At 59.8% G+C, this 26,287-nt stretch carries 24 protein-coding genes; 10 read left to right on the top strand and 14 right to left on the bottom strand.

Annotated features, from left to right (window positions below; genetic code table 11):
- Positions 1-15 precede the first annotated feature (15 nt).
- From EAH74_RS05735 to EAH74_RS05755, 5 genes are all read right to left on the bottom strand, one after another.
- Entirely contained in the window at positions 16-864 is an 849-nt protein-coding gene (locus EAH74_RS05735) for an ABC transporter permease (RefSeq protein ID WP_140676926.1), read from the bottom strand.
- A complete protein-coding gene (locus EAH74_RS05740; RefSeq protein WP_140676928.1) occupies positions 861-1,769 on the bottom strand; it encodes an ABC transporter permease in 909 nt (302 codons plus the stop codon). Before EAH74_RS05740 ends, EAH74_RS05735 begins: the two co-directional genes overlap by 4 nt.
- Before the next feature lie 230 nt (positions 1,770-1,999).
- Entirely contained in the window at positions 2,000-3,103 is a 1,104-nt protein-coding gene (locus EAH74_RS05745; protein WP_140676930.1) for an extracellular solute-binding protein, read from the bottom strand.
- Positions 3,104-3,321: 218 nt separating this feature from the next.
- On the bottom strand, positions 3,322-4,770 hold the full coding sequence (locus EAH74_RS05750; RefSeq protein WP_140676932.1) for an aldehyde dehydrogenase family protein: 1,449 nt from the start codon (positions 4,768-4,770) through the stop codon (positions 3,322-3,324).
- A gap of 8 nt (positions 4,771-4,778) precedes the next feature.
- Complete coding sequence (locus tag EAH74_RS05755; protein ID WP_140676934.1) at positions 4,779-6,416, bottom strand: 5-guanidino-2-oxopentanoate decarboxylase; 1,638 nt, start codon at positions 6,414-6,416, stop codon at positions 4,779-4,781.
- Positions 6,417-6,575: 159 nt separating this feature from the next.
- Here EAH74_RS05755 and EAH74_RS05760 point away from each other — a divergent pair, with 159 nt between their 5' ends.
- On the top strand, positions 6,576-7,457 hold the full coding sequence (locus EAH74_RS05760; RefSeq protein ID WP_140676936.1) for a LysR substrate-binding domain-containing protein: 882 nt from the start codon (positions 6,576-6,578) through the stop codon (positions 7,455-7,457).
- A gap of 175 nt (positions 7,458-7,632) precedes the next feature.
- Here EAH74_RS05760 and EAH74_RS05765 read toward each other — a convergent pair whose 3' ends face one another.
- Both EAH74_RS05765 and EAH74_RS05770 read right to left on the bottom strand, forming a co-directional pair.
- Positions 7,633-8,247 carry an NAD(P)-dependent oxidoreductase gene (locus EAH74_RS05765; RefSeq protein WP_140676938.1) on the bottom strand — a complete coding sequence of 205 codons (615 nt, stop codon included), beginning with the start codon at positions 8,245-8,247 and terminating at the stop codon, positions 7,633-7,635.
- 163 nt (positions 8,248-8,410) lie between these two features.
- Positions 8,411-9,292 carry an MBL fold metallo-hydrolase gene (locus tag EAH74_RS05770; RefSeq protein WP_140676940.1) on the bottom strand — a complete coding sequence of 294 codons (882 nt, stop codon included), beginning with the start codon at positions 9,290-9,292 and terminating at the stop codon, positions 8,411-8,413.
- Positions 9,293-9,500: 208 nt separating this feature from the next.
- Here EAH74_RS05770 and EAH74_RS05775 point away from each other — a divergent pair, with 208 nt between their 5' ends.
- Together EAH74_RS05775 and EAH74_RS33050 are read left to right on the top strand one after the other, a co-directional pair.
- Positions 9,501-10,406 (top strand): LysR family transcriptional regulator, encoded by a 906-nt coding sequence (locus EAH74_RS05775; RefSeq protein WP_140676942.1) that lies wholly within the window; start codon positions 9,501-9,503, stop codon positions 10,404-10,406.
- 234 nt (positions 10,407-10,640) lie between these two features.
- Positions 10,641-10,817: a hypothetical protein gene (locus tag EAH74_RS33050; RefSeq protein ID WP_170206612.1), complete on the top strand. Its 177-nt coding sequence runs from the start codon at positions 10,641-10,643 to the stop codon at positions 10,815-10,817.
- Between the two features lie 9 nt (positions 10,818-10,826).
- Here EAH74_RS33050 and EAH74_RS05785 read toward each other — a convergent pair whose 3' ends face one another.
- Positions 10,827-11,723, bottom strand: a complete 897-nt coding sequence (locus EAH74_RS05785; RefSeq protein ID WP_140676944.1) for a helix-turn-helix domain-containing protein — start codon at positions 11,721-11,723, stop codon at positions 10,827-10,829.
- A gap of 188 nt (positions 11,724-11,911) precedes the next feature.
- Here EAH74_RS05785 and pobA point away from each other — a divergent pair, with 188 nt between their 5' ends.
- Complete coding sequence (gene pobA / locus EAH74_RS05790) at positions 11,912-13,096, top strand: 4-hydroxybenzoate 3-monooxygenase (protein ID WP_185049435.1); 1,185 nt, start codon at positions 11,912-11,914, stop codon at positions 13,094-13,096.
- A gap of 80 nt (positions 13,097-13,176) precedes the next feature.
- Positions 13,177-14,694 (top strand): MDR family MFS transporter, encoded by a 1,518-nt coding sequence (locus EAH74_RS05795; RefSeq protein ID WP_140676946.1) that lies wholly within the window; start codon positions 13,177-13,179, stop codon positions 14,692-14,694.
- Between the two features lie 87 nt (positions 14,695-14,781).
- Here EAH74_RS05795 and EAH74_RS05800 read toward each other — a convergent pair whose 3' ends face one another.
- The 4 genes from EAH74_RS05800 to EAH74_RS05815 form a co-directional block, all read right to left on the bottom strand.
- Entirely contained in the window at positions 14,782-15,630 is an 849-nt protein-coding gene (locus EAH74_RS05800) for a cache domain-containing protein (RefSeq protein ID WP_140676948.1), read from the bottom strand.
- A 248-nt stretch (positions 15,631-15,878) separates the two neighbouring features.
- The gene (locus tag EAH74_RS05805; protein WP_140676950.1) at positions 15,879-16,754 is read right to left on the bottom strand and encodes an ATPase; all 876 of its coding nucleotides are present in this window, start codon (positions 16,752-16,754) and stop codon (positions 15,879-15,881) included.
- Between the two features lie 118 nt (positions 16,755-16,872).
- A complete protein-coding gene (locus tag EAH74_RS05810) occupies positions 16,873-17,865 on the bottom strand; it encodes an NAD-dependent epimerase/dehydratase family protein (protein WP_140676952.1) in 993 nt (330 codons plus the stop codon).
- A 68-nt stretch (positions 17,866-17,933) separates the two neighbouring features.
- Entirely contained in the window at positions 17,934-18,827 is an 894-nt protein-coding gene (locus EAH74_RS05815) for a LysR family transcriptional regulator ArgP (RefSeq protein WP_140676954.1), read from the bottom strand.
- Positions 18,828-18,923: 96 nt separating this feature from the next.
- Between EAH74_RS05815 and EAH74_RS05820 the strand changes: the two genes are divergently transcribed.
- The 3 genes from EAH74_RS05820 to EAH74_RS05830 all read left to right on the top strand — a co-directional run bounded on the left by EAH74_RS05820 (position 18,924) and on the right by EAH74_RS05830 (position 20,708).
- Complete coding sequence (locus EAH74_RS05820) at positions 18,924-19,325, top strand: ACT domain-containing protein (protein ID WP_033057513.1); 402 nt, start codon at positions 18,924-18,926, stop codon at positions 19,323-19,325.
- A 7-nt stretch (positions 19,326-19,332) separates the two neighbouring features.
- Entirely contained in the window at positions 19,333-19,935 is a 603-nt protein-coding gene (locus EAH74_RS05825) for a LysE/ArgO family amino acid transporter (protein WP_140676956.1), read from the top strand.
- Positions 19,936-20,111: 176 nt separating this feature from the next.
- On the top strand, positions 20,112-20,708 hold the full coding sequence (locus EAH74_RS05830) for a superoxide dismutase (RefSeq protein ID WP_008156084.1): 597 nt from the start codon (positions 20,112-20,114) through the stop codon (positions 20,706-20,708).
- Positions 20,709-20,882: 174 nt separating this feature from the next.
- Here EAH74_RS05830 and EAH74_RS05835 read toward each other — a convergent pair whose 3' ends face one another.
- Positions 20,883-21,149 carry a DUF6124 family protein gene (locus EAH74_RS05835; protein ID WP_140676958.1) on the bottom strand — a complete coding sequence of 89 codons (267 nt, stop codon included), beginning with the start codon at positions 21,147-21,149 and terminating at the stop codon, positions 20,883-20,885.
- Positions 21,150-22,176: 1,027 nt separating this feature from the next.
- On the opposite strand from EAH74_RS05835, the gene EAH74_RS05840 reads away from it, so the two are divergent.
- Together EAH74_RS05840 and EAH74_RS05845 are read left to right on the top strand one after the other, a co-directional pair.
- The gene (locus EAH74_RS05840) at positions 22,177-24,228 is read left to right on the top strand and encodes a putative bifunctional diguanylate cyclase/phosphodiesterase (protein WP_140676961.1); all 2,052 of its coding nucleotides are present in this window, start codon (positions 22,177-22,179) and stop codon (positions 24,226-24,228) included.
- 207 nt (positions 24,229-24,435) lie between these two features.
- The gene (locus tag EAH74_RS05845) at positions 24,436-25,782 is read left to right on the top strand and encodes an imelysin family protein (protein ID WP_140676963.1); all 1,347 of its coding nucleotides are present in this window, start codon (positions 24,436-24,438) and stop codon (positions 25,780-25,782) included.
- A gap of 49 nt (positions 25,783-25,831) precedes the next feature.
- Here the strand turns inward: EAH74_RS05845 and EAH74_RS05850 are convergent, their stop codons facing one another.
- Positions 25,832-26,161: a DUF190 domain-containing protein gene (locus tag EAH74_RS05850; RefSeq protein ID WP_123369312.1), complete on the bottom strand. Its 330-nt coding sequence runs from the start codon at positions 26,159-26,161 to the stop codon at positions 25,832-25,834.
- Between the last annotated feature and the right edge of the window lie 126 nt (positions 26,162-26,287).

Genomic DNA, 26,287 nt, shown 5'->3' on the forward strand with positions numbered 1-26,287 from the left:
GTTGCACCTCAAGAATCAGAACGAAACGCCACCTTCACCGACGAGCTTCTCCAACGCCCAGATCAGGACGAAGTCGATCAGCACGATCAGCACGGCAAACGAAAATACGGTTGGGTCGAGCGATGACACGGTGCGGCTGTACATCCAGATCGGCACGGTCATGACGTCGATGGTGTAGAGGAAGTAGGTCACGGTGAATTCGTTGAACGAGACGATGAACGCCAGCAGCATCCCCGCCAAAATCCCCGACTTCATCAATGGCACCACCACATCGATAATCGCCCGGCTCGGTGAAGCGCCAAGCATCTGCGCGGCCTCTTCGACTTCGCTGCCGATGGAGAGCATCGCGGCGGTGCAGTTTTTCACCACGAACGGCAGCGCCAGGATCACGTGGGCAATCACCAGCCGCGACGTAGTGATTTGAAAGGGCAGGCTGTCAAACACCAGCAATAACGCCAGCCCCAACACCACCATCGGGAACACCAATGGCAGCGACATCAGTTGCAGCGCCACGGCTTTGCCGCGGAACTCGCAACGGGTCAGGGCATAGGCTGCCGGCACCGCGACAATCGTTGCAAACACCATGGTCAGGCACGCCACCATCAGGCTGGTGGTCATGGCTTTGCCGAGGCTCAGCACATCACTGGAATCCGGCGACACGAAGGTGTGCCAGGCAGCCTTGTACCATTGCAGGCTGTAGCTGCTCGGCGGAAAGTCGAGGTTCGACGCACCGCTGAACGACATCACGATCATGGTCAGGATCGGCAACACCGCCAGCAGCAGGATGAAGCCCGACAGGATGCCGGCAAACTTGCCGGTCTCGCCGGGCAGCAGCCCATAACGTTTCTTGATCAGGGTGCTCATTGGGAAGCCTCCAGCATGCGCCGACGACGGCCAGTGATGTATTCGGACAAGGTCATGATTGCGAGCGTGGTGACAATCAGCACCACACCGGCAGCGGAGGCGGCAGGCCAGTTCATCAGCGGGGCGATCTGGTCATGCACCATCACGGCCAGCATCGGCACGCGTCGGCCGCCGAGCAGCAATGGCACCACGAAGCTGCTGGCGTTATAGGCGAATACCAACGTCGCGCCCGTGATGATCCCCGGCATGCTCATCGGCAGCACCACCTGACGGAACACCTGCAAACGGCTGGCACCCAGGGTTGCAGCGGCTTCTTCATAAGTACGGGCGACGCCGCGCATGGCGCTGGCAATCGGCAGCACGGCCAACGGGAATGCGGTTTGCACCAGGCCCATCAGTACGCCGTTCTGGTTGTAGAGCAACATGATCGGGCGCTTGATCAGGCCCAGGCCCATCAGCGCCTGGTTGAGCATCCCGCCAGGACCGAGAATCACCAGCCAGCCGTAGCTTTGCAGCAGCAGGTTGACCAGCAATGGCAGCAGCACCGCGGCGAGGAAGATCCGTCGCACAAACGGTGAGGTCAGCCGCGACATGGTGTAGGCCACCGGGATTGCCAACACGACCGCGATCACCGCGCTGATCAAGGCCAGACGCAGGGTCAGCAGCAAGGATTTGAGGTAGTACGGTTCCAGCAGTTGGGCGTAACTGGCCAGGCTGAACCCGGTCCATTCCGCGCCTTTGGTGCCCACGCTCATGCGCAGTACCAAGAGGCTGGCGGCGATCAATACGCCCAGAAACAGCATCGACGGCGAGAGGAAAAACCAGGCACGCGTCGTCGGCGAAACCCCCCGATTGGCGCGCGCGGGAACGGCGACGACCGGATGAGTCAAAGGTTGGTGTTCCATAGCAAGGGTCTCGTCAATGGAAGATCATTGGCGCAAGAATGCGGGTATCAACCCGATCCCCTGTAGGAGCTGCCGAAGGCTGCGATCTTTTGATCTTGATCTTTTCTGAGTAGATGAGGATCAACATCAAGATCAAAAGATCGCAGCCTTCGGCAGCTCCTACAGGGAGATCCGGTCAGCCGTCACACCTGTGCCGCGATGAGGTTCGAAGAACCTCCCCGCCATTCAGATCAGGAAGAAAAGATTTCCGTGTAACGACGAATCCATTGGTCATGCACGGTGGCCAGGAAGGCGTTGTCGTGCATGATCGCCTTCTCGGCAATCTGATCAGGCGTGAGGATGTACGGGCTCTTGCGCGCTTCGGCGGAGATGATCGCCTTGGCGTTGACCGGACCGTTGTAGATGTCCTCAGCCATCTTGCCCTGCACCAGCGGGTCCAGAGAGTGGTTGATGAAGGCGTAGGCCAGGCCGGTATCGCCCGGACGATTCTTCGGCATCACCGAGAGCATCAGGTCGGTGTAGAAACCTTCCTTCATCCCGAAGGTGGCGCCCAGACCGTAAGCCGGATCGCGGATCTGTTTCGGGAAGAACGCTGGCGCGTACAGCCCGCCCATGTCCAGAGAACCGGTACGGAACAGTTCGGCGATCTGGTTCGGGTTTTCACCCAGGGTCACTACGCGATCTTTCAGCTCGGCGAGTTTCTTGAAGCCAGGCTCGATGTTGTGTTCGTCACCACCGGCCAGTTTGGCGGCGATGATGATCAGGTCCATCGCTTCGGTCCAGTTCGGCGGCGGCAGAAAGATGTTCGGCGACAGCTCGGCGTCCCACAGGGCGGCGTAACTGTCCGGCGCTTCCTTGATGGTGCGGGTGCTGTAAACCAGGCTGTTGCACCAGAGCAGGTAACCGATGCCGTGGCCATTGGCGCCGGTGCGGTATTTCTCCGGTACGTCGACCAGGTTGGGAATGCGGTTGAGGTCGGGTTTTTCCAGCAGGTTGGCCGCGGCCAGACCTTCGGCGCCGACGCCTGCCAGGGTGATGATGTCGTACTGCGGACGATCACCGCCGGCCTTGAGTTTGGCGACCATTTCCGAGGTACTGCCGGTGCGGTCAGCGATGACCTTGCAGCCGTACTTGTCTTCGAAGGTGGCCGCGATGTTGCGCAGTGCGGCCAGGCCGGTGTCGTCGGACCAGGTCAGCAGGCGCAGGGTTTTGCCCTGGAAGCGTGTGTCACTGGCATTGGCCCGGACGAAGGGCAAACTCATGGCCGCCGCGGCTACGGACGCCACGCCCACGGTTTTGATGAATTGACGTCTGTTTAAATCATGCTCGCCCATGAAGGACTCCCTTTGTTTTTTTAAGTATGAGGTTGGTCGCAACCGTTGCATCCGCGCGGTCAGATCGGCTTAAAGTCCCCGGTTTCAAAGGACTTGCGCTGAGCCGACGGGTTCATCCTGAGGTCGTGCAAAACACCTGACTATCGATAAAAACTCATTGAAGCCATGACGCCAACGCATGCCTCATGACGAGGCATGCGCTGACCCTTTTCGGGCCGTCAGACCGCTCGAATCACGTGTTTGATTTCCTGGAAAGCCTGCAAACCCCACGGCCCCAATTCGCGGCCGATGCTGCTCTGTTTGTAGCCACCCCAGGCGGTCTGCGGGAAGATCACTTGCGGTGCGTTGATCCACACAAGCCCCGCCTGCAAGGCGTTGGCGACCCGATCTGCCGCTTCGGCGTCGCGGGTGACCACGCTGGCCACCAAGCCGAACTGGCTGTCATTGGCCAGGGTAATCGCCTCGCTTTCGGTGGCAAAACTGCGTACGCAGATCACCGGGCCGAATATCTCTTCACACCACAGCGCACTGCCGAGGGGCACTTCGGTGAAAATCGTCGGCTGCAAAAAATAACCGCGTGGCAGGTCTGCCGGACGATTGCCGCCGCAAACCAGTTTGGCGCCGGCACTCAAACCGCGATCGATGTGACCGAGCACACGCTGGTATTGAGCCTGATTGACCAGCGCGCCCATTTCCACATTCGGGTCGAACGGATCAGCCACGCGAATGGCTTCGGCGCGGGCCTTCAAACGGATGAGGAATTCGTCCGCCAGTTCATCGGCGACCAGCACACGGCTGGTGGCCGAGCACATCTGCCCTGCGTTGAAGAATCCACCGCCACAGGCCACTTCCACGGCCAGTTCGATGTCTGCGTCTTTGAGCACCAGCAGCGAGGATTTGCCACCCAGCTCCAGGCTCACGCCCTTCACGGTTTCTGCGGCACGTTGCATGACTTGAACACCGACGGCGTTGCTGCCGGTGAAGGAAATTTTGGCGATGCGCGGATCAGCGGACAACGGCGCGCCGACCGCCAGGCCAGTACCGCAGACCAGGTTGAACACGCCTTTGGGCAGACCGGCCTCGGCGATGATCGTCGCCAGTTCCAGTTCCGGGAGCGGTGTCACTTCGGACGGTTTGAGTACCACACAGCAACCGGCGGCCAGGGCCGGGGCGAGTTTCCAGGCGGTGGTGACCATCGGGAAATTCCACGGCACGATCAGGCCGACCACACCGCAGGGTTCGCGGCGCACACGAGCGCTGAAATCGTCGGTTGGCAGCTCAACATTACTGTCTTGCTTGGCATCGAGGCCTTCGGCCAGACCTGCGTAGTACTCGAAGGTGGCGATCACGTCGTCGACGTCGATGGCGGCTTCAAACAGCGGCTTGCCGTTGTTGCTCGACTGCAAATGCATCAACCGTTCGCGACTGGCCTGCACGCCCGCAGCAACTTTGCGCAGGATTGCACCGCGCTCGGCGCCGGTGGTTTTCGACCAGTCGGCGAAGGCGTTGGTTGCGGCAGTAACGGCTTGCTCGACCGCGCGTTCATCGCCGCCGTTCACGGTGGTCAACAGGGCTTCGGTCGCCGGGTTGATCACGCGCAGGTGTTCGTTGCCAGCGGACCATTGGCCATCGATGAACAGGCCATCCAGTGCCGTTGGGAAAGTCATGCGGAAAGTCATTTCGACACCGCCTTCATCCAAACAGTCTGATCGATTTCAATCAGGGTCGGACCCTGGCGATCGGTGGCGGCGCGCAGTGCGCTGCGCAGTTGCTCGACACCGCAGACGGCTTCGGCTGCACAACCCAGCGCCTTGGCCACGCCGATGAAGTCCGGGGTGTAGATGTCTACGCCAACCGGCTCGATGTCGCGGTTGACCATGTATTTCTTGATCTCTTCGTAGCCCTGGTTATTCCACAGCAGGACGATCACCGGAGTGCGCGCTTCAACGGCGCTGGCCAGTTCCGGCAGGGTAAATTGCAGGCCGCCGTCGCCGATCAGGCACACCACTGGCGGCCGGGTACCATTTTCGATGCTGCCGCCGAGCCAGGCGCCAATCGCTGCCGGCAAGGCGTAACCGAGGGTGCCGTAACCGGTGGACGAGTTGAACCAGCGACGTGGACGTTCCGGGTTAAACGTCAGGTTGCCGGTGTATACCGGTTGGGTCGAATCGCCGACGAAAACGGCCTCTGGCAATTCGTGCAGAACGGTTTCCAGGAAACGGGTCTGGGCCAGGGTCGGAGCGTCCCAGGTGGCGGCCAGTTCGTCGCGCAAGCGTGCGGCACGGACCTGGCCCCAATCGTTGCGGCGCTCGGCCAGCGAGTGGTGGGACAGTTCGCTCAGCAAGGCTTGGGCGGCGTTGCGTGAGTCGGCTACCAACGCGACTTTCGGCGGGTAGTTGCGCACGGTCTGGTCGGGATCAATGTCCACACGCAGCAGCACGCCAGGAATCTCGAAACCGCCGGCGAAGGTGACGTCGTAATCGGTCTCCGCCAGTTCGGTGCCGATGGCCAGCACTACGTCAGCCTCGGCCACCAGGGCGCGGGTCGCGACCAGGCTCTGGGTCGAGCCGATCAGCAACGGGTGATTGGATTCGAGCATGCCTTTGGCGTTGATGGTCAGGGCCACTGGAGCGTCCAGCAGCTCGGCCAGTTCAGTCAGCTCGGCGGCCGCATCGATGGCGCCGCCACCGGCGAGAATCAGTGGGCGCTTGGCACCGGCCAGCAACGCGGTCATGCGGCTGATTGCGCTCGGCGAGGCACCGGCGCGGTCGATGTTCACGGGTACGCTGGCGAGCAGGTCATCGGCCTCTTCTACCAACACGTCCAACGGAATTTCGATATGCACAGGACGCGGACGGCCAGCCTGGAACAGTGCAAAAGCGCGAGCCAGGACGCCCGGCAATTCAGCCGCCGACATCAAGGTGTGGGAGAACGCCGCGACGCCACCGACCAATGCGCTCTGGTTTGGCAGCTCGTGCAGCTTGCCGCGACCGCCGCCCAACTGGCTGCGCGATTGCACGCTGGAGATCACCAGCATCGGGATCGAATCGGCGTAGGCCTGGCCCATGGCGGTGGTGATGTTGGTCATGCCAGGGCCGGTGATGATGAAGCACACACCCGGTTTGCCGCTGGTGCGAGCGTAACCGTCGGCCATGAAACCGGCGCCCTGTTCGTGACGCGGAGTGACGTGGTTGATGCTCGAACGGGCCAGCCCGCGATACAGCTCCACGGTGTGAACCCCGGGAATGCCGAACACCTGCTCAACCCCATAATCTTCGAGTAACTTGACCAATACTTCGCCGCACGTCGCCATGTCTTTGCCCTTTTTGTTCGTTTGAGACGCCGGACCTGCGCAGTGTTTATGATGAGCGGGCAGGTCCAGGGATGGCCTCATTGGAACGGGCGACACGTAGCCGCAACAATGGATAAAAAGTCATACTAGCCATGTCCTCACGTCATACCTTGGATCCCAATGAAACGATTGCCTCCCCTGCCGGCGCTGCACACTTTTCTGATTACCGCGCAGTGCTGCAACTTCACCCGTGCTGCTGAACAGCTGTACATCACCCAAGGTGCGGTGAGTCGGCAGATCGCCGGGCTGGAAGAACATCTGGGTTATGAACTGTTCATTCGCCAGGCTCGAGGCTTGGGCCTGACCGCTGAAGGACGGGAATGGCTGCCACGGGTCCAGCAGATTTTCGGTCTGATCGACGAGGCGGTGGAACAGATCGGCGAGAAGCGCGAAACCCTGCAGCTCAAGGCCCCGACGTGTGTCATGCGCTGGCTGTTGCCACGGCTGTTGCAGTGGCAACGGGAGCGCCCGGATGTGCCGGTGGAATTGACCACCACGGTCAAGCACGGTGTGGATTTTCATCGCGAGCAGTTCGATGCAGCGGTGGTGTATGGCGTGCCACCGGACACCTCACTGGCGTCCCATCGGCTGTTTGACGAACAACTGACGCCGGTCTGTTCCAAGCCGTTGCTCGAAGGTCCGGTGCCGCTGCTGACGCCGGAAGATCTGGAGCAGCACATGCTGCTGCACCCGACACGGGATGAACGAGACTGGAAGGCCTGGCTGGCCACCGCGGATATTCGCTTGAGCAATGTCGGCAAGGGTCAGCATTTCGAAACGCTGGACCTGGCGATGTCGATGGCGTCCCAAGGGACAGGCGTGGCGATCGGGGATTGGTCGTTGATTGGCGATGATTTGAGTGCCGGGCGGCTGGTCATGCCGTTTGAATTGAAGGTGAAGACCGGGTTGGCGTATTACCTGGTTTTCCCCGATAAACCAGGACCTTCGCCGAAGTTGCGTGAATTGATGGGGTGGTTGGTGGAGCAGGCGCAGGTGCGCTAATGATCGTTCCCTTGCGCCGCCCCTGTAGCAGCTGGCGCAGCCTGCGTTCGGCTGCGCAGCAGTCGTAAACCCTGCTTGCACGTTCCGCCAGATACACCGCGCCAGCTGGATTACGACTGCTGCGCAGCCGAACGCAGGCTTCGCCAGCTGCTACAGGTTTGTGGTGTTACGAGGATCAGTATCCGACTGTGAACCTCTGCCGAGAATGCTTCGGCACTTCCACTTCATCGATCATCGCAATCGCATAATCGGAAAAAGTAATCCAGCTCCGCCCTTCGCTACTCACCAGCAAATCATCCTTGCCGATCCGAAACGTGCCTGTGCGCTCACCTTCGACAAACTCTGCCGACGGCGACACAAAGGTCCAGTCCAGCTGTTTTTCCTGCCGCAGGTTTTCCAGAAACAGCGCACCGGCACTGGCCTCAGCCTTGTACGCCTGCGGAAAACCCTCGCTGTCGATGACGCGGGTTCCGTCCGGCAGCAACAGCGAACCGGCACCGCCCACCACCAGCAGACGATTCACGCCGGCCTGTTTCACCGGTCCGATCACCGCGCTGGCAGGAAGGGTCGCGAAGTGCGCAGCGCTGATCACCACGTCATGGCCCGCGACTGCCGCTTGCAAGGTTTCAGCGTCGAGCGCATCCAAATTTTTACTCATCACACCGGCACGTTGGCCGATCTTCGAGGTGTCGCGGGCGATCGCCGTAACGCTGTGACCCCGGCGCAAGGCTTCTTCCAACAGCTGGCTACCGGCGCGACCGGTAGCTCCAATGATTGCGATTTTGCTCATGACGTTCTCCAGTTGGCGTAGTTGAATCTGATGCGAATTGATCGTTCCCACGCTCTGCGTGGGAATGCCTCAACGGACGCTCCGCGTTCGGCTTTTGAATGGGACGCGGAGCGTCCCGGGCTGCATTCCCACGCAGAGCGTGGGAACGATCAGCTACGGCGGGTTACCACTTCATCTCGCCCTTGGCGACTTTGGCGCTCAGTTCCAGGGAGCTTTCTTCACCCAGCTTTGGGTAGCGTTTTTTCATCGCCGCGATCAGCGCAGCGGAGTCTTTGGCCTTGGCGGTTTCTTCGTCGAAGGCCTTGATGTAATCGGCGGTGAACTGCACGGCGGCCAGGGAGCGGGCGCTCTCACCGAGGTAATGACCCGGCACGATGGTTTTTGGCTTCAAGGTTTCGATAGCATGCAGCGTAGTCAACCAATCGGCGTGGGACTGCGGCGTCTGGGTGTCTGCCATCCACACATGGATGTTTTCCGCGACGACGACGCCACCGACCACCGCCTTGATCGACGGAATCCAGACAAAGGTGCGATCCGGCTGCTTGCCCTCAATCCCCACCACCTGCAACTTCTGTCCTTCGAGCATCAGGCTGTCGCCTTTGAGTACATCCGGCACGATGGTTTTGGCCGGTACGTCGGCGCCCATTTTCGGCCCCCAGAACGCCAGTTTGCCGTCGACGGTTTTCTGGATGTGGTCCACGGTCGGCTGCGAGGCGAGCACTTTGGCGTTGGGGAATGCGGCAGTCAGGGTGTCGAGGCCGAAGTAGTAATCCGGGTCACCGTGGCTGATGTAGATGGTGGTCAGTTGCTTGCCGCTGGCGCGGATCTTCTCGACCACTTGCTCGGCCTGGGATTTGCCAAATTGCGCATCCACCAAAATCGCGTCTTTCTCGCCGCTGACCAGCACCGAGGTCACCGGGAAAATCGCCTTGTCGCCCGGGTTGTAGACGTCCAGGGTCAGGGTCGAGGCAGCCGCCGCGTGGGCGGCGAAACCGAGGGTGGCGGTGGCCAGCAAAATACGTTTAAGCGAGGTGAAGCCGATCATCTGTTGCTCCGTTGTCAAATTGCCGTGCGTGGCGATGGTTCTGTAGGAGCTGTCGAGTGAAACGAGGCTGCGATCTGGTAAAGACAAGATCAAAAGATCGCAGCCTCGTTTCACTCGTCAGCTCCTACAGGGGACAGAGCTTAGTTGCATGACTCAGTACAAAAAATGCGATGCTGGGACATAGTTTGTTTCTGAAAGTGAGCAAATGATGGATCGTCTACAAGCAATGCGGGTGTTCGTCACGGTGGTTGACCTCGGCAGCCAATCAGCCGCCGCCGATCACCTGGACCTGTCACGGCCCGTGGTTTCGCGCTATCTGGCGGAATTGGAGGATTGGGTCGGCGCACGCCTGATGCACCGCACCACGCGCAAGCTGAGCCTGACCGCCGCCGGCAGTGAAATCCTGCCTCGTTGTCGGCAGATGCTCGACCTGTCCACGGACATGCAGGCCGCCGTCAGCGAACCGGACGAGGCACCGCGCGGCGTGTTGCGGATCAGCGTCAGCACTTCGTTCGGTCAGGCACAACTGGCGGATGCCATGGCCGCTTACGTCAAACGTTATCCCGGCGTCAGCATCGACATGCAGATGCTCGACCGCACGGTGAACCTGGTGGATGAGCGCATCGATCTGGCGATCCGCACCAGCAACGACCTGGACCCGAACCTGATCGCGCGACGGCTGACGGTCTGCCGCTCGGTGATCTGCGCCTCCCCCGCTTATCTGCTCGAACACCCGACACCGCGGCGGGTCGAGGATCTGAGCCAGCACAATTGCCTGACCCACTCCTACTTCGGCAAAAGCCTCTGGCATTTCGAGGAGGACGGTGAGCAGGTGTCAGTGCCGGTGCAGGGCAACATCAGCGCCAACGAAGCCAGCACGTTGTTGCGCGCGGCGATGGCCGGTGCAGGGGTGGCGATGCTCCCCAGTTATCAGGCCGGCGTGCATATCCATAGCGGCGAATTGATCCGCCTGCTGCCCCACGCTGAACCCCGGCAAATGAACGTTTACGCGGTGTATGCCTCACGCAAACACATGCCGGCGGCGTTGCGCAGCATGCTGGATTTTCTGGTGCTCAGATTCCCGGAAGATCCGGCGTGGGATATCGGCCTGTAAACCAATCAAAATGTGGGAGCGGCGGTGCGACGATTCGACTTGCTCGCGAAAGCGGTGGGTCAGCCAACATCATTCTTGAATGTAACGACCTCTTCGCGAGCAAGCCCGCTCCCACAAGGGTTCATCAGTGTTCTGAATATCGGGGTAGATGCAAAAGCGCCATCGCTGGCAACTCACTGGCACTGACCTATGCTGAAAGTAGTACCGAAGGGTATTCGTTCAGAGGTCAACGCCATGAACATCAAAACAAGAAGATACCTCGCGATTTTCATCACCTGCGCGGCCACGCTCGCGCTGTATGGCACCGCGGCCTGGCGGGTCGAGCAGTTGCGACAACTGCCCCGTGAATACGCGAGCTGCAACTTCGAACGCTGCATTCCCCACAACGCGACCCTCAACGCCCTCAAGTAACGAAGGGGATCAGGCCTCGTTGTCCTGATCGGCCTTCAAGCGGTCGCGAAATGCCTTGGGCGAGATCCCCACTCGACGCCGGAACAGGCGCGTGAAGTTGGTCGGATCAGAGAACCCCAACACGTCGGACATCTCATAAATGGTCATGCTGGTGTAGGTCAGCAAGCGCTTGGCCTCCAGCAATTGACGCTCGTGCATGATCTGCAACGCCGGTTGTCCCGCCAGCTCACGGCAGGTGCCGTTGAGGTGGGACACGGAAATCCCCAGCCGATGGGCCAGGTCCTCGACCTTGACGTGCTGGCGATAGGTCTCTTCCACCAGTTGGATAAAACCGTTGAGGTATTCCCGGGCTCGCTGCGGACGCTGGCTGGCGTTGCGGCGGGAAATCACCTGGCGGCTGACCCACACCATGATCACGCTGACCAACGAATGCATGAGCATTTCGCGAGCCGGCTGGTGCCCGGTGTATTCGTCTTGCAGCGCTGAAAACAGGCTGTTGAGGTATTCGCCTTCCTTGCCCGCCGGATAACTTTCGGCCTGGGCCAGAGCGTTCACCGAGTTGCCCAGTTGCGCCTGAAGATGAGCAACCAGCGGCGCGGCAAGGGTCACGACAAACCCTTCGACGTCCTCGGAAAACCGATAGCCATGCACCGATAACGGCGGCAGGATCAGGATCGCCGGCTCAGTCAATTGCGTGCGTTTGCCTTCGATTTCAAGCTCTGCCTGACCTTTGAATACGAAGAGCAGCTGGCACAAATCGGCGTGGCGGTGGGGTTTGATTTCCCATTGGTGTTCGCGGCTGCGTTTGGAAATGGTTTCACAGTGCAGCAAGTCCGGGGTCGGCCAATCCAGGCTTTCACCGTAGAGCTTGAACACTGGAATCGAAGGTAGGTCAGGCTTGTTCATCACTTCAATCCAGGCCTCGGGGGTAGGCGGGCGATAATCGCACCGATTGGCAGAATGTACAGGTATCGGCTCAGTTCTCCCCTTCAATTGACAGACTCACGAGAGAAAAATGCAAGCACTCGATCCATAAAAATTATTCACCGGCCCTGGTCGCGTGAAGCTTGCGAGTCATAAAAACAATGAAAATGCTGAAAACCCAAATCGCCATCATCGGCGCCGGTCCGTCCGGTTTATTGCTCGGCCAATTGCTGCACAACGCCGGCATCGACACCCTCATTCTCGAACGCCAGACCCCGGACTATGTGCTCGGACGAATCCGTGCCGGCGTCCTCGAACAAGGCATGGTAGAGCTGTTGCGCCAGGCCGGGGTGGGACAGCGCATGGACGCCGAAGGGCTGGTCCACACAGGCTTCGAACTGGCCCTCGACGGACGTCAGGTCCACATCGATCTGCACGCCCTCACCGGTGGCAAAACGGTGATGATCTACGGTCAGACCGAGGTCACCCGCGACCTGATGGCCGCTCGTCGGGAGGCCGGGGCGCAGACGATTTACGAGGCAGGCAACGTCGTTCCTCACGGGATGAAAACCGAAGAGCCGTTCGTGACTTTTGAGAAGGACGGCGAGCTGTATCGACTCGATTGCGACTACATCGCCGGGTGCGACGGTTTCCATGGCGTGGCCCGGCAGTCGATTCCTGCCGAGTGCCTGAACGTGTTCGAGCGGGTCTATCCGTTTGGCTGGCTGGGGATTCTTGCCGATACCCCGCCAGTGCACGAAGAGCTGGTTTACGCCCGGCATGAGCGCGGTTTTGCCCTGTGCAGCATGCGTTCGGCCACCCGCACTCGCTATTACCTCCAGGTGCCGGCCGACGAGCACGTCGAGAACTGGTCTGATCAGCGCTTCTGGGATGAACTCAAATCCCGTCTGCCTTGTGCGTTGGCAGCGTCGTTGGTCACTGGACCTTCCATCGAAAAAAGCATCGCGCCGTTACGCAGTTTTGTCGTCGAACCGATGCAGTACGGGCGGATGTTTTTGGTCGGCGACGCCGCGCACATCGTCCCGCCCACCGGCGCCAAGGGCCTGAACCTGGCGGCCAGCGATGTCAGTACGCTGTTCAACATTCTGCTGAAGGTTTACCGGGAAGGCCGTGTGGATTTGCTGGAGAAATACTCCGAGGTCTGCCTGCGTCGGGTGTGGAAAGCCGAACGATTTTCCTGGTGGATGACCTCGATGCTGCACCGCTTTGACGATAACGACGCCTTCAGCCAGCGGATTGCCGAGTCGGAACTGGGGTACTTCGTCGACTCCGAAGCCGGTCGGAAAACCATTGCAGAAAATTACGTCGGCCTTCCATACGAGGCTATCGAATAGCCTGCTATCGACTTACACTGGCGAGCATCCCCGCTCGCCTTGCTCCTTGCGGGTTAATCACTGTCCGCAGGTTCTAACCCGTGACCAATCTCAACCAGCCTGAAACGCCCAAACCGGCCATTCGCAGCGTGTTGATCGCCCTGATGCTGGCGATCTTTCTGGGCGCGCTGGACCAGACCATCGTCGCCGTGTCGATGCCGGCCATTTCCGCACAATTCAAGGACGTCAGCCTGCTGGCCTGGGTGATTTCCGGCTACATGGTGGCAATGACGGTGGCCGTGCCGATCTACGGCAAATTGGGCGATCTGTACGGTCGCCGCACGTTGATGCTGTTTGGCATGGGAATGTTCACGGTCGCTTCGTTTTTCTGCGGCATGGCCCAGAGCATGGAGCAATTGGTGCTGGCGCGGATTCTTCAAGGCATCGGTGCTGGCGGGATGATTTCGGTCAGCCAGGCGATCATTGGCGACATCGTGCCGCCCCGGGAACGTGGCCGCTATCAAGGCTATTTCAGCAGCATGTACGCAGTGGCCAGCGTGGCCGGCCCGGTACTCGGCGGTTACATGACCGAGTACCTGTCATGGCGCTGGGTATTTCTGATCAACCTGCCGTTGGGCCTCGGTGCCTGGCTGGTGGCCAATCGAACGTTGGTGGGTTTGCCAGTGCCGCAACGCAAACCGATCATCGATTACCTCGGCACATTGTTGATGATCATCGGCTTGACCGCCTTGTTGCTGGGCATCACCCAGGTCGGTCAGGGCCATTCGTGGCGCAGTGCCGAAGTGCTGGGCCTGCTCGGTTGTGCGGTGTTGGTACTGGCGCTGTTCGTCTGGCATGAACGCCGGGCGCGGGAGCCGCTGCTGCCGATGCATTTGTTCGCCAATCGCAATGCGATCCTGTGCTGGTGCACGATTTTCTTCACCAGTTTCCAGGCGATCTCGCTGATTGTGTTGATGCCGCTGCGCTTCCAGAGCGTGACCGGCGCTGGGGCCGACAGCGCCGCGCTGCACCTGTTGCCGCTGGCGATAGGTTTGCCGATCGGGGCGTATGTCGCCGGCCGCCGAACCTCGGTGACCGGGCGCTACAAACCCATGATTCTGACCGGGGCCCTCATCATGCCCCTCTCGATTCTCGGTATGGCGTTCAGTCCTCCCCAGGCATTTGTGCTCAGTAGTCTGTTCATGTTGCTCAGCGGGATCGCTAGCGGCATGCAGTTCCCGACGTCCCTGGTCGGAACGCAGAACGCGGTGGCACAACGGGACATCGGTGTCGCCACCAGCACCACCAATCTGTTCCGCTCACTGGGCGGTGCGGTGGGTGTGGCCTTGATGTCGGCACTGCTGCTGGCGTTGTTGCAGGACTCAAGTTTTGCCCACCTGGCCGGCTCTTCGATGATTGCCGAGGGCAGTTCGGGGAATGTCTTGCTCGATGGTTTGAACGCCGCGCCGGGGGATGCGCAGAACGCCTTGCGCGCTGAACTGCTGCTGACCTTTCAACATTTGCTGATGGTCAGCGCGGCGGTGTCGCTGCTGGGGCTGGCGGCGGCGGTTGCCATGCCGAACATGGTGTTGCGGGGGCGCGAGGACAAGGTTCGCTAAAAGCAAAAGATCGCAGCCTGCGGCAGCTCCTACAGTGGAATGCGTACACCCTTGTAGGAGCTGCCGCAGGCTGCGATCTTTTGATCTTCAAGGGCTGTAATACCCGACAGCCACCAGAAAATGCCCGACCTTTTTCAGGTAGGCATGCTTGTCCTCGACCTTGCCGGTCACCGGGTTTTTCCAGCGGTACTCGTATTCGCCGTAGTCCTGCTTGGCCATCAGCGCCAGGATCGGCTCCCCAACCGGCTTGCCTTCCGGATCCTTGATCTTGCTGAAATCGGTATTGATCAACCGCAGGTTGGTGCCATGGGCGACATAACGCTGGTTATTCAGGTCGACGACGAAGACGTACAGGTCATCCTGCAAGTAACCGCCCTTGAGGGAGTTGATGGCGGTGAGCGTACCCTTCTCGTCCTTGGCCAGATCGGCCGCCGCTTTGTTCAGCAACGCCATCGCCTGTTCCGCTGAGGCCCGTGGCAAGTAGTAACCGACCGCGAGGATCCGCTGACCGATGCGCTGGTAGAACACATGCTTGCGTTCGACCTTGCCGTCGGACCAGTTCTGCCAGCGGTATTCGGCCTGCTGGATGCCATTGCCCTCCGGCACTTTCAAGGCGTCTTTGAAGGCTTTCTGCAAATCCGGCCCGAGCACATCGGACACATCACGGCCAATCAACGCCGAAGACGGCCCGCCACTGGCAAGCATCACGCCTTGGGTGTCGACCACGAACACGTAACGATCCTTGTCGACAAACTCCCCCTGACGGCTGAAAGCAGCGAAGGCCTTGTCGCCATTGTCGTGGTAGTACGCCAGGGCTTTTTCCAGCAAGGCTTTGGCAGCCTGGCTGTCATCCTTTTCCGTGCCGGCGGCTTGAACCTGGCCAAGACACAGCAAAAGCATCACGCCCAGCAAGGCCAACCTATGCAAAAACTCCATTGCGCATCCCTCGTTCTTGTTGGTGTTTCAAGAGCGTAGACGGCTTGGGGATATGTATGAATATTCAGGAAAGCACAGAAGATGATCCCCGGTAGCAGCTGGCGAAGCCTGCGTTCGGCTGCGCAGCAGTCGTGAAATCAGTCACCGCGTTTTATCGGACGAACCGCAGTGTCTGGATCACGACTGCTTCGCAGCCGAACGCAGGCTGCGCCAGCTGCTACAGGGGCTCAGATGTAGCTGGCCGATTCTTACGGCCTTGCGCGCAGCTGCTGCTGCAGATTCTGAATCTGCGCCTGAAGGGAGTTGATGGTGCGGGTGACCTGGCTACGGAAGGCATCGAATTCGGCGGTATTGGTCCCGCCTGGCGTCGCGGCCGGGCGATTGTCCTGTTGGCTTTTGAGAATAATGACTTCCTGCTCCAGACGCTCGATGGCGGCGCTCGGGTTGCCTTGTTTCTTCAGGGCAACGATGTCGGAGCCAAGGCTTTTAAGTTGCGCGTCGAATTTTTCTGTGTCCGCCGGGTTGCTTTTCAGCACGGCTACATCGCTGTTCAAGACTTTGACCTGAGCCTGCAATTGAATGGTGGCGGTCTGTTGCTCAGTGGTCTGAGCGGTCATCTGCGCCAAGCGCTTATCCAGATCAGTGGTTTGGGCAGTCATCTGCGCCAGGCGCTTATCCAGATCGGTGGTCTGGCCGAGGACGCCTTGCTGCTGTTTGCTTTGATCCTGGAGCTTGCTTTCCAGCTGTTTGATTTGCAGCTTCAAGGCTTCGCTGTCGCTGCTGACGTTGGTCTGACTGGCGACAACCTTGCCGGAAATGTCCTGCAAGCGCCCCGCCGCATCCTCACTGATACGCGCGAAACTTTCCTGGGTCGCCACCAATTGCTGTTCCATCAGCGAGAGCTGCTGGAAGCTCCACCAGGCAAGGCCTGCAAACGCAAAGAACAAGGCGCCGACCAGCGCCCACAGCGGGCCGGTGCTCGGACTTTTGACTTTGACGACTGGCGTAGTCCGCGAATGCACGGAGGTGCGAGCGGTGGTCGGAAAATCATCGTCGTCGAGGCTGTCGGCACGCAGGCTCGGGACATCGTCGAAGTCGTCGTTGGCATCGTTACGCATGGACATTGAGTCAACCTTTGTGGAACGCGGTGATGGCTTGATGCGGCGCAGTATAACCCCCACTGCCGCATCGATTGACCCTCAACCCCGAACTCGGTTCAGTGTGGCGGCGCTAACCCATGCGTCAGCGAATGTCCTGGGCCTTCCACCAGCCGCAGAATTCATCGAGGGCGGTCCAGAGACTGACTTTGGGATCGTAGTCCAGATAATGCCGGGCGCGGCTGATGTCCAGGGTGAAATTTTTGTTCATCACCTGCATGCCCAAACGCGACAGGGTCGGCTCAGGACGACCCGGCCACACCTTGCACACTCCCTCGTTGAGCGCCGCCACGGTGTAGGCCAAACCGTAGGAACGGTAGCGGGTAACCTGTGGGACATCCATCTTGCGCATCACGTAGTTGACCACGTCCCACAACGGCACCGGCGTGCCGTTGCTGATGTTGTAGGCCTTGCCCAACGCCGAACCACTGGCCAGCAAACTGCTGAGCAACGCTTCATTGAGGTTTTGCACGCTGGTGAAATCAACCTTGTTCAGGCCATTGCCGATGATCGCGAGCCGTCCTTTACGCTGCATTTTCAGCAGCCGCGGAAAGATGCTCATGTCGCCAGCCCCCGTCACGAAACGCGGGCGCAGGGCCAGGGTTTCGAGGCCGAACTCCTGAGCGCCGAAAACTTTTTGCTCGGCCAGGTATTTGGTCGCGGCGTAGGGATGCTTGAAGCGCTTGGGCACCTGTTCTTCGGTCAGCCCCAGGTGATCGCGGCCATCGAAGTAGATGGACGGCGACGACAAGTGCACCAGTCGGCGAACCCGCTGTTTCAGACAGGCCTCGACCACGTTTTCCGTGACCTGCACGTTGCCTTGATGGAAGTCCTGATAACGCCCCCACAAACCGACCGCACCGGCGCAATGCACCACGGCTTCGACGTCTGAGCACAGATCGCGTGCCAGTTCCGGGTCGCTCAAGTCACCCGGGATGAACTCGGCGCCACGGCGCACCAGATGCTCCACACTTTCGGCCCGGCGACCGTTGACCCGCACGTCCAGGCCCTGCTCCAGGGCAAAACGCGCAAAGCGCCCGCCGATGAAGCCGCTTGCGCCGGTAACCAGAATCTTCATGAATTGCTCCGAATATTTCGTTTTGCGTTTTGCATATTGCGTAAGGCGTGAGGTCTTGACGCTGGCCGTCAGTCCAACGGCACCAGCCATTGCTTCGACGAACGCACCAACTGATCGGTGAGTAACCCCAGCAACTGACCGCCATTGCGCCAATGATGCCAGTACAGCGGCACATCGATCGGCTTATCGGGCAAAAGCTCTACCAATACACCGCGTTCCAGTTGCTCGCGCACCTGCAGTTCAGGCACCAGGCCCCAACCGAGTCCCGCTTCCGTGAGACGGATGAAGCCTTCGGACGAGGGGCATAGATGGTGTTCGAATCCGCCATCGACGCCGAGGGATGCGAGGTAGCGATGCTGTAGGAAATCGTCCGGGCCAAATACCAGCGCTGGCGTTTTCGACAATTGATCGGCGCGCACCCCTTCAGGGAAATGCCGGGCAATAAATGCCGGGCTGGCCAACGCACGGTAGCGCATGGCCCCCAGCAAAACGCTGCGCGCGCCGGCCACCGGTCGCTCGCTGGCGCAGATGCACGCGGCCACTTCGCCAGCGCGCATGCGTTTGAGGCCCACCGTCTGGTCTTCGACGACCAGATCCAGCAGCAGGTGTTGCTCGGCGCAGAAATCACTGACGGCTGCGGCCCACCACGTGGCCAGACTGTCGGCGTTCAAGGCGATGCGCAGGCGTTCCGGCAGACCTTCTTCGTCGAGTGCCGGCACCAAGGTTTGCAAGTCCCGTTCAAGTAAACGCACCTGCTGCACATGGTTGAGCAGCCGTCGGCCGATTTCGGTCGGGGCTGGCGGTGTCACCCGCACCAGCACCGGTTGGCCGACCCGCGCCTCGAGCAATTTGATGCGCTGGGAGATCGCCGATTGCGACAAGCCGAGCACCTGCGCAGCTCGTTCGAACCCGGCCTGCTCGACCACCGCGGCCAGGGCAGAAAGCAATTTATAGTCGAACATCAGTTTTCCTAATGAGCGATCAGCATGATTGGTTTTTCTTATACAGCCTGACACCGGAGAATGGCCAGCAAGAACTCTTGAATAAGGATCATCGACATGGCTGGCGAAACTTCATTGGCAACCTTGCTGCGTAGCATGAGCCCGCAACTCAACGTCGGCGAATACGTGTTCTGCACCCTGCGCGACGGCAAGTTGCCGGCAGGCCTTGAGATTGTCGGCAGCTTTCGCGAGCAGGAAGGTCTGACGGTGATTCTGGAACGTTCCCACGCTGAGAAGGCTGGTTTCAGTTTCGATTACGTCGCGGCCTGGATCACCTTGAACGTGCATTCGGCCCTCGAAGCCGTCGGCCTGACCGCCGCGTTCGCCACGGCATTGGGCCAGGCCGGCATCAGTTGCAACGTGATCGCTGGCTATTACCACGACCATTTATTCGTCGGCCAGGCCGATGCCGAACGCGCCCTGCACGTGCTGCGGGATCTGGCGGCCAACGCGGAGTAAACATCTTATGTGGCAAAGCTATGTGAACGGCCTGTTGGTGGCCGCGGGGCTGATCATGGCGATCGGCACTCAGAATGCGTTTGTGTTGGCTCAGAGCCTTCGGCGCGAACATCACCTGCCCGTGGCGGCACTGTGCGTGATCTGCGATGCCTTGCTGGTGGCCGCCGGGGTATTCGGCCTGGCGACGGTGCTGGCGCAGAACCCGACGTTGCTGGCAGTCGCCCGTTGGGGTGGCTCGGCGTTTCTGATTTGGTATGGCAGCCTGGCGTTGCGTCGGGCCTGCTCGAAACAGAGCCTGCAACAGGGCGAAAACCAAACGGTGCGCTCGCTGCGCGCGGTGATGCTCAGTGCTTTGGCGGTGACGTTGCTCAACCCGCATGTTTATCTGGATACCGTGTTGCTGATCGGCTCTCTCGGTGCCCAACAAACCGAGCCCGGTGCGTATGTGGTGGGTGCGGCCAGTGCTTCTTTGCTGTGGTTTTTCACTTTGGCGTTGGGCGCCGCATGGTTGGCACCATGGCTGGCCCGGCCGAGCACTTGGCGGATTCTCGATCTGTTGGTGGCGGTGATGATGTTTGCCGTGGCCTTTCAATTGATCGCCGCCGGCTGATTATTCCAAAAGGCTCTGGAACCTCTATCCCACACAGTTGTTGCGTGGTTATGCCGCCCCCCCGGTGCTATGATCCGGTCCGATGCGCCGCAAAGAGTACAAACTCCCCGGCGCTTGTCTGGCCGCCCGTGATCGGCCTTGCGCTCACCGCAACTGACCTGATTAGGAGAATCATCATGGCTTTCGAATTGCCGCCGCTGCCTTACGCACACGATGCCCTGCAGCCGCACATTTCCAAGGAAACTCTGGAATACCACCACGACAAGCACCACAACACCTATGTCGTGAACCTGAACAACCTGGTGCCAGGCACCGAGTTCGAAGGCAAGACTCTGGAAGAAATCGTCAAATCTTCCTCGGGCGGTATCTTCAACAACGCCGCTCAGGTCTGGAACCACACTTTCTACTGGAACTGCCTGGCGCCAAACGCCGGCGGTCAACCAACCGGCGCACTGGCTGAGGCAATCAATGCAGCCTTCGGTTCGTTCGACAAGTTCAAGGAAGAGTTCAGCAAGACTTCCATCGGCACCTTCGGTTCCGGTTGGGGCTGGCTGGTGAAAAAGGCTGACGGTTCCCTGGCCCTGGCCAGCACCATCGGCGCCGGCAACCCGCTGACCAACGGCGACACCCCGCTGCTGACCTGCGACGTCTGGGAACACGCTTACTACATCGACTACCGCAACCTTCGTCCAAAATACGTCGAAGCGTTCTGGAACCTGGTCAACTGGAAATTCGTGGCTGAGCAGTTCGAAGGCAAAACCTTCACCGCTTAAGATCGACGCCAGTCAAAAAAACCCGGCTTAGGTCGGGTTTTTTTATGGGCGCTGGAAATGTGTTGCCTGTCAGGCCGCCTTCGCGAGCAGGCTCGCTCCCACAAGGACACCACTGTACCTGTGGGAGCGAGCCTGCTCGCGAAGAACGATGACGCGGTAGAACTGACTGAACGCCTATTCCTGCGGGTCGACGATATCCAGCGCCCGATTAACGGCTAAGTCCGCCAGCATGACTATCTGCGCAATGGCCAACGCCGTACTGCGCTGGGAGCCGCTCAGGTAGGTGGCGAAATCGCTGGCCAGAACACTTGCCGAGGCCAATGACTCACAGGCGTGGGCCAGGAGGGTTTCGGTGTTCATGTCCGGGGAGATCAGGAACATGGGGCTGGGGTTGTAGGGTTTGGAGCTGTTGAAGGGGGGATCGGGGATTAATTTATCCAAGGGAATGCCTATGACGTTGGGTGCCATTCCCTCGCCGTTTCTCACGCGACGAAGAGGTGGCAGCTATGTGCGAGGTGAGAAACCGGTCATAGACACCCGGCCAGACCGAAGTCTGCCCGCACACAGCCGCCATAACGCATATGCAGCAGATAAGCTGGCGGCAATTATGCGGATACTGGCGCTGGATGACTATGACTTGCCGGGTTCTCACACCCGATCGCTGAGTTTTCAGCGACACCCAAAAGGTTATTGAACCCGCTTCCTACGGGCAACCTGAAAACCTCGTGGGAAAGGTCTGGTTTTTTTACCGCTATTTAAACGGACGCATCCGTTGCCCATGCAGCCGTCATCGCGAGCAGGCTCGCTCCCACAGGGGGGCGGCGTACGCCTTTCGCTCCTCACCACTCATCAGGCCGAGCGTTAGCTCGCCTGCAGCTCTTGACCTTGATCCACCCGCCCCTTCGGGAGGCTGAGTGGAGGTGTTCATCCGGGGAGTGGCGCGCAGCGCCGTTCGACGCAGTCGAACACGCTGCATGTAGGTCGTCGCGAAGCAGACCGGAGGGCAGTGTCCCCGGATGGATACCGAAGCGAAGGAACGCCGAGCCCAGGCGAGGGGCCGGACGCTTGGGGCGAGCGTTTTTTTGCTTACTTTTTTTAGGCGTTTGTAAAAAAAGTGAGTCGCCGTAAGGGCGAAACCCCAAGTGGCCGTTACCGCAGAAATGGATATGTACACCGGGTGTATCCGCAAAACCAGGGCGATTTCCCAAGATGAAACCAGCCTTCAGCCCCTTGCCCCACCGCCACAGCCGTCTAACATCAATCAAACGGAAAATATGTCCAAATCCCCCTCAAGTTGAAGGACCCAACAACCGACACAGTACAACCAGTACAAATACTCCAGACAACAGCATTTCAGCCAAGCTACAGGCAAAACCCCATGTGATCGATTGTCCCTTTGACTGCCATCACCGGATTGCCAATACTCACGGCAACTTGACGCTACCCGCACGGAACAAGGAATGACTCTTTGAAGCTGGAACTCAAGAACAGCTTGTCGGTGAAGTTGCTTCGGGTCGTGCTCCTGTCGGCATTGATCGTCGGCGTGGTCTTGAGCTGCGCACAGATCGTTTTTGATGCCTATAAAACACGCCAGGCCGTGGCCAGCGATGCCCAACGCATCCTCGACATGTTCCGCGACCCCTCGACCCAGGCCGTCTACAGCCTGGACCGGGAAATGGGTATGCAGGTGATCGAAGGCCTGTTTCAGGACGACGCTGTGCGCAAGGCCTCCATTGGCCATCCCAGCGAAGCCATGCTCGCGCAAAAGTCTCGCGAGCTGCAGCATTCCGACAGTCGCTGGCTGACCGACCTGATCCTCGGCAAGGAACGCACCTTCACCACCCAGCTGGTGGGTCGCGGCCCTTACAGCGAGTATTACGGCGACTTGAGCATCACCCTCGACACCGCCACCTACGGCCAGGGTTTCATCGTCAGTTCGGTGATCATCTTCATCTCCGGCGTGTTGCGTGCGATGGCCATGGGGCTGGTGCTGTACCTGGTCTATCACTGGCTGCTGACCAAGCCGCTGTCGCGGATCATCGAACACCTCACGGAAATCAATCCGGATCGCCCCAGCGCACACAAGATCCCGCTGCTCAAGGGGCATGAAAAGAACGAACTGGGGATCTGGATCAACACCGCCAACCAGTTGCTCGAGTCCATCGAGCGCAACACCCATTTGCGCCACGAAGCGGAAAACAGCCTGCTACGCATGGCGCAGTACGACTTCCTCACCGGCCTGCCGAACCGCCAGCAATTACAGCAACAACTGGACAAAATCCTGGTCGACGCTGGCAAGTTGCAACGTCGGGTCGCGGTATTGGTGGTCGGCCTCGACGACTTCAAGGGCATCAACGAACAATTCAGCTACCAGACCGGCGACCAACTGCTGCTGGCCCTGGCCGATCGCCTGCGAGCTCACAGCGGACGCCTTGGCGCCCTCGCCCGCCTCGGCGGCGACCAGTTCGCCCTGGTTCAGGCCGACATCGAACAACCCTACGAAGCGGCCGAACTGGCCCAAAGCATTCTCGATGACCTGGAAGCGGCATTTGCCCTCGATCATCAGGAGATTCGCCTGCGCGCCACCATCGGCATCACCCTGTTCCCCGAGGACGGTGACAGCACCGAGAAACTCCTGCAAAAAGCCGAGCAGACCATGACCCTGGCCAAGACTCGCTCGCGCAACCGTTATCAGTTCTATATCGCCAGCGTCGACACCGAGATGCGCCGCCGTCGCGAGCTGGAAAAAGACCTGCGCGACGCCCTGGCCCGCGATCAGCTCTACCTCGTCTACCAACCGCAGATCAGCTATCGCGATCACCGGGTAGTGGGTGTCGAGGCGCTGATTCGCTGGCAGCATCCCGAGCACGGGCTGGTTCCGCCGGACTTGTTCATCCCCCTGGCCGAGCAGAACGGCACCATCATCGCCATCGGCGAATGGGTGCTGGATCAGGCGTGCAAGCAATTGCGCGACTGGCATGACCAGGGTTTCGTCGACCTGCGCATGGCGGTGAATCTGTCCACTGTGCAGCTGCACCACGCCGAGTTGCCACGGGTGGTCAACAATTTGCTGCAGATGTATCGCCTGCCACCGCGCAGCCTGGAGCTGGAAGTCACCGAAACCGGTCTGATGGAAGACATCAGCACGGCCGCCCAGCACCTGCTGAGCCTGCGCCGCTCCGGCGCGCTGATCGCGATCGACGACTTCGGCACCGGTTACTCGTCACTGAGTTATCTGAAAAGCCTGCCGCTGGACAAGATCAAGATCGACAAGAGCTTCGTTCAAGACCTGCTCGATGACGACGACGATGCGACCATCGTTCGGGCCATCATCCAGCTGGGCAAGAGCCTGGGCATGCAGGTGATTGCCGAAGGCGTGGAAACCGCCGAGCAAGAGGCCTACATCATCTCCGAGGGCTGTCACGAAGGTCAGGGCTATCTCTACAGCAAGCCGCTGCCGGCGCGGGAATTGAGCGCATATCTGAAACAGGCCCAACGCAGCAACGCGGCTATTTTGTAAAAAATCAAAAGATCGCAGCCTCGTTTCACTCTGTAGGAGCTGTCGAGTGAAACGAGGCTGCGATCTTTTGATCTACCTCACGGGTCTCCGTGAATAAGAAATATTTCCAGGTACAACCCTTTACAGATAATGCGAAAGATTTGCATTATGTCGCAGCTTTGCGCGCTTGCTGCGCCATTCCACCCCTCTCGAAGCAGGATGTTCGCCATGATTCGTATGCCTCTGGCTACCGCCAGTCTGTTGGCCATCGCTATTTCCCTCGCCGGTTGTGGCGAAGGCAAAGACAAAGCTGTCGCTGCGCAAGCACCGACTCCGGCCGCCAGCACCACGGCCCCTGCGGCTGCACCTGCCGCTGCCAGTAAAGTCGACGAAGCCGCCGCCAAAGCCGTTGTCGCGCATTATGCCGACATGGTCTTCGCCGTTTACAGCGATGCCGAATCCACCGCGAAGACCCTGCAAACCGCCATCGATGCCTTCCTTGCCAAACCAAACGCCGACACCCTGAAAGCCGCCAAGGCTGCCTGGATTGCTGCGCGCGTTCCTTACCTGCAGAGCGAAGCGTTCCGTTTCGGCAACACCATCATCGACGACTGGGAAGGTCAGGTGAACGCCTGGCCACTGGACGAAGGCCTGATCGACTACGTCGACAAATCCTACGAGCACGCACTGGGTAACCCGGGCGCCACGGCCAACATCATCGCCAACACTGAAGTTCAGGTCGGCGAAGACAAGGTCGAAGTGAAAGACATCACCCCCGCAAAACTCGCCAGCCTGAACGAGCTGGGAGGTTCCGAGGCCAACGTCGCCACCGGCTACCACGCCATCGAATTCCTGCTCTGGGGCCAGGACCTGAACGGCACCGGCCCTGGCGCCGGCAACCGTCCAGCTTCCGACTACCTGGAAGGCAAAGGCGCAACCGGCGGTCACAACGATCGTCGTCGCGCTTACCTGAAGTCCGTGACCCAACTGTTGGTCAGCGACCTGGAAGAGATGGTCGGTAACTGGAAACCGAACGTGGCCGACAACTACCGCGCCACCCTCGAAGCCGAGCCAGCTGAATCCGGCCTGCGCAAAATGCTGTTCGGCATGGGCAGCCTGTCCCTGGGCGAACTGGCGGGCGAGCGCATGAAAGTTTCCCTGGAAGCCAACTCCCCGGAAGACGAACAGGATTGCTTCAGCGACAACACCCACAACTCGCACTTCTACGATGCCAAAGGCATTCGCAACGTGTACCTGGGCGAATACACCCGTGTCGACGGTACCAAAATGACCGGCGCCAGCCTGTCGTCCCTGGTGGCCAAGGCTGACCCGGCTGCCGATACTGCGCTGAAAACCGACCTGGCGGCGACCGAAGCCAAGTTGCAGGTCATCGTCGATCACGCCAACAAGGGTGAGCACTACGACCAACTGATCGCCGCCGGCAACACCGCTGGCAACCAGATCATCCGCGACGCGATCGCTTCCCTGGTCAAGCAGACCGGTTCGATCGAAGCCGCGGCTGGAAAACTGGGCATCAGCGACCTGAACCCGGACAACGCTGATCACGAATTCTGATCAACGCTGGCTGAATAAAAAGGCGACCTCCGGGTCGCCTTTTTTCATTTCAGGGCTGGCTGGCTTTTTGGCCCAAGGTGCCCAATTCAATCGGCGTCTTGATGTAAAACAGGGAAATATCTTCGGCATCCAAACGCTGAAACAGGCATGTCAGCTCGTCTTCCGTGAGGGCCAGGCGGACTTCAATGGGCTGATCGGCCAGTTCGAAAAGATGCGAAGAGTGCAACTGTCCGGAATGCCCAAAGCCCTCGATGCCAGTGGTCATTGTCGCGCCGCGCAAACCCAGTTCCTTGGCCTGATCGACTATCCACTCGCCAAGCATCCTGCCCTCATGACGGCGACTCTGTTGGGTAAAAAAAATCACCAGAAAACCGTCCATGATTGACCTCCCGCAAAATGCGCAAAACCTACAGGTTCAGCATAGCTTCGCCGCCTCTCGCAGGATGACCCGACTGTCCGCGTACTGACAGCCGGGCATAACCGGGGACTGAACGCTTAAAGGCGC

Source organism: Pseudomonas mandelii (genome assembly GCF_006438925.1).
GTDB classification, from domain to species: domain Bacteria; phylum Pseudomonadota; class Gammaproteobacteria; order Pseudomonadales; family Pseudomonadaceae; genus Aquipseudomonas; species Aquipseudomonas mandelii_C.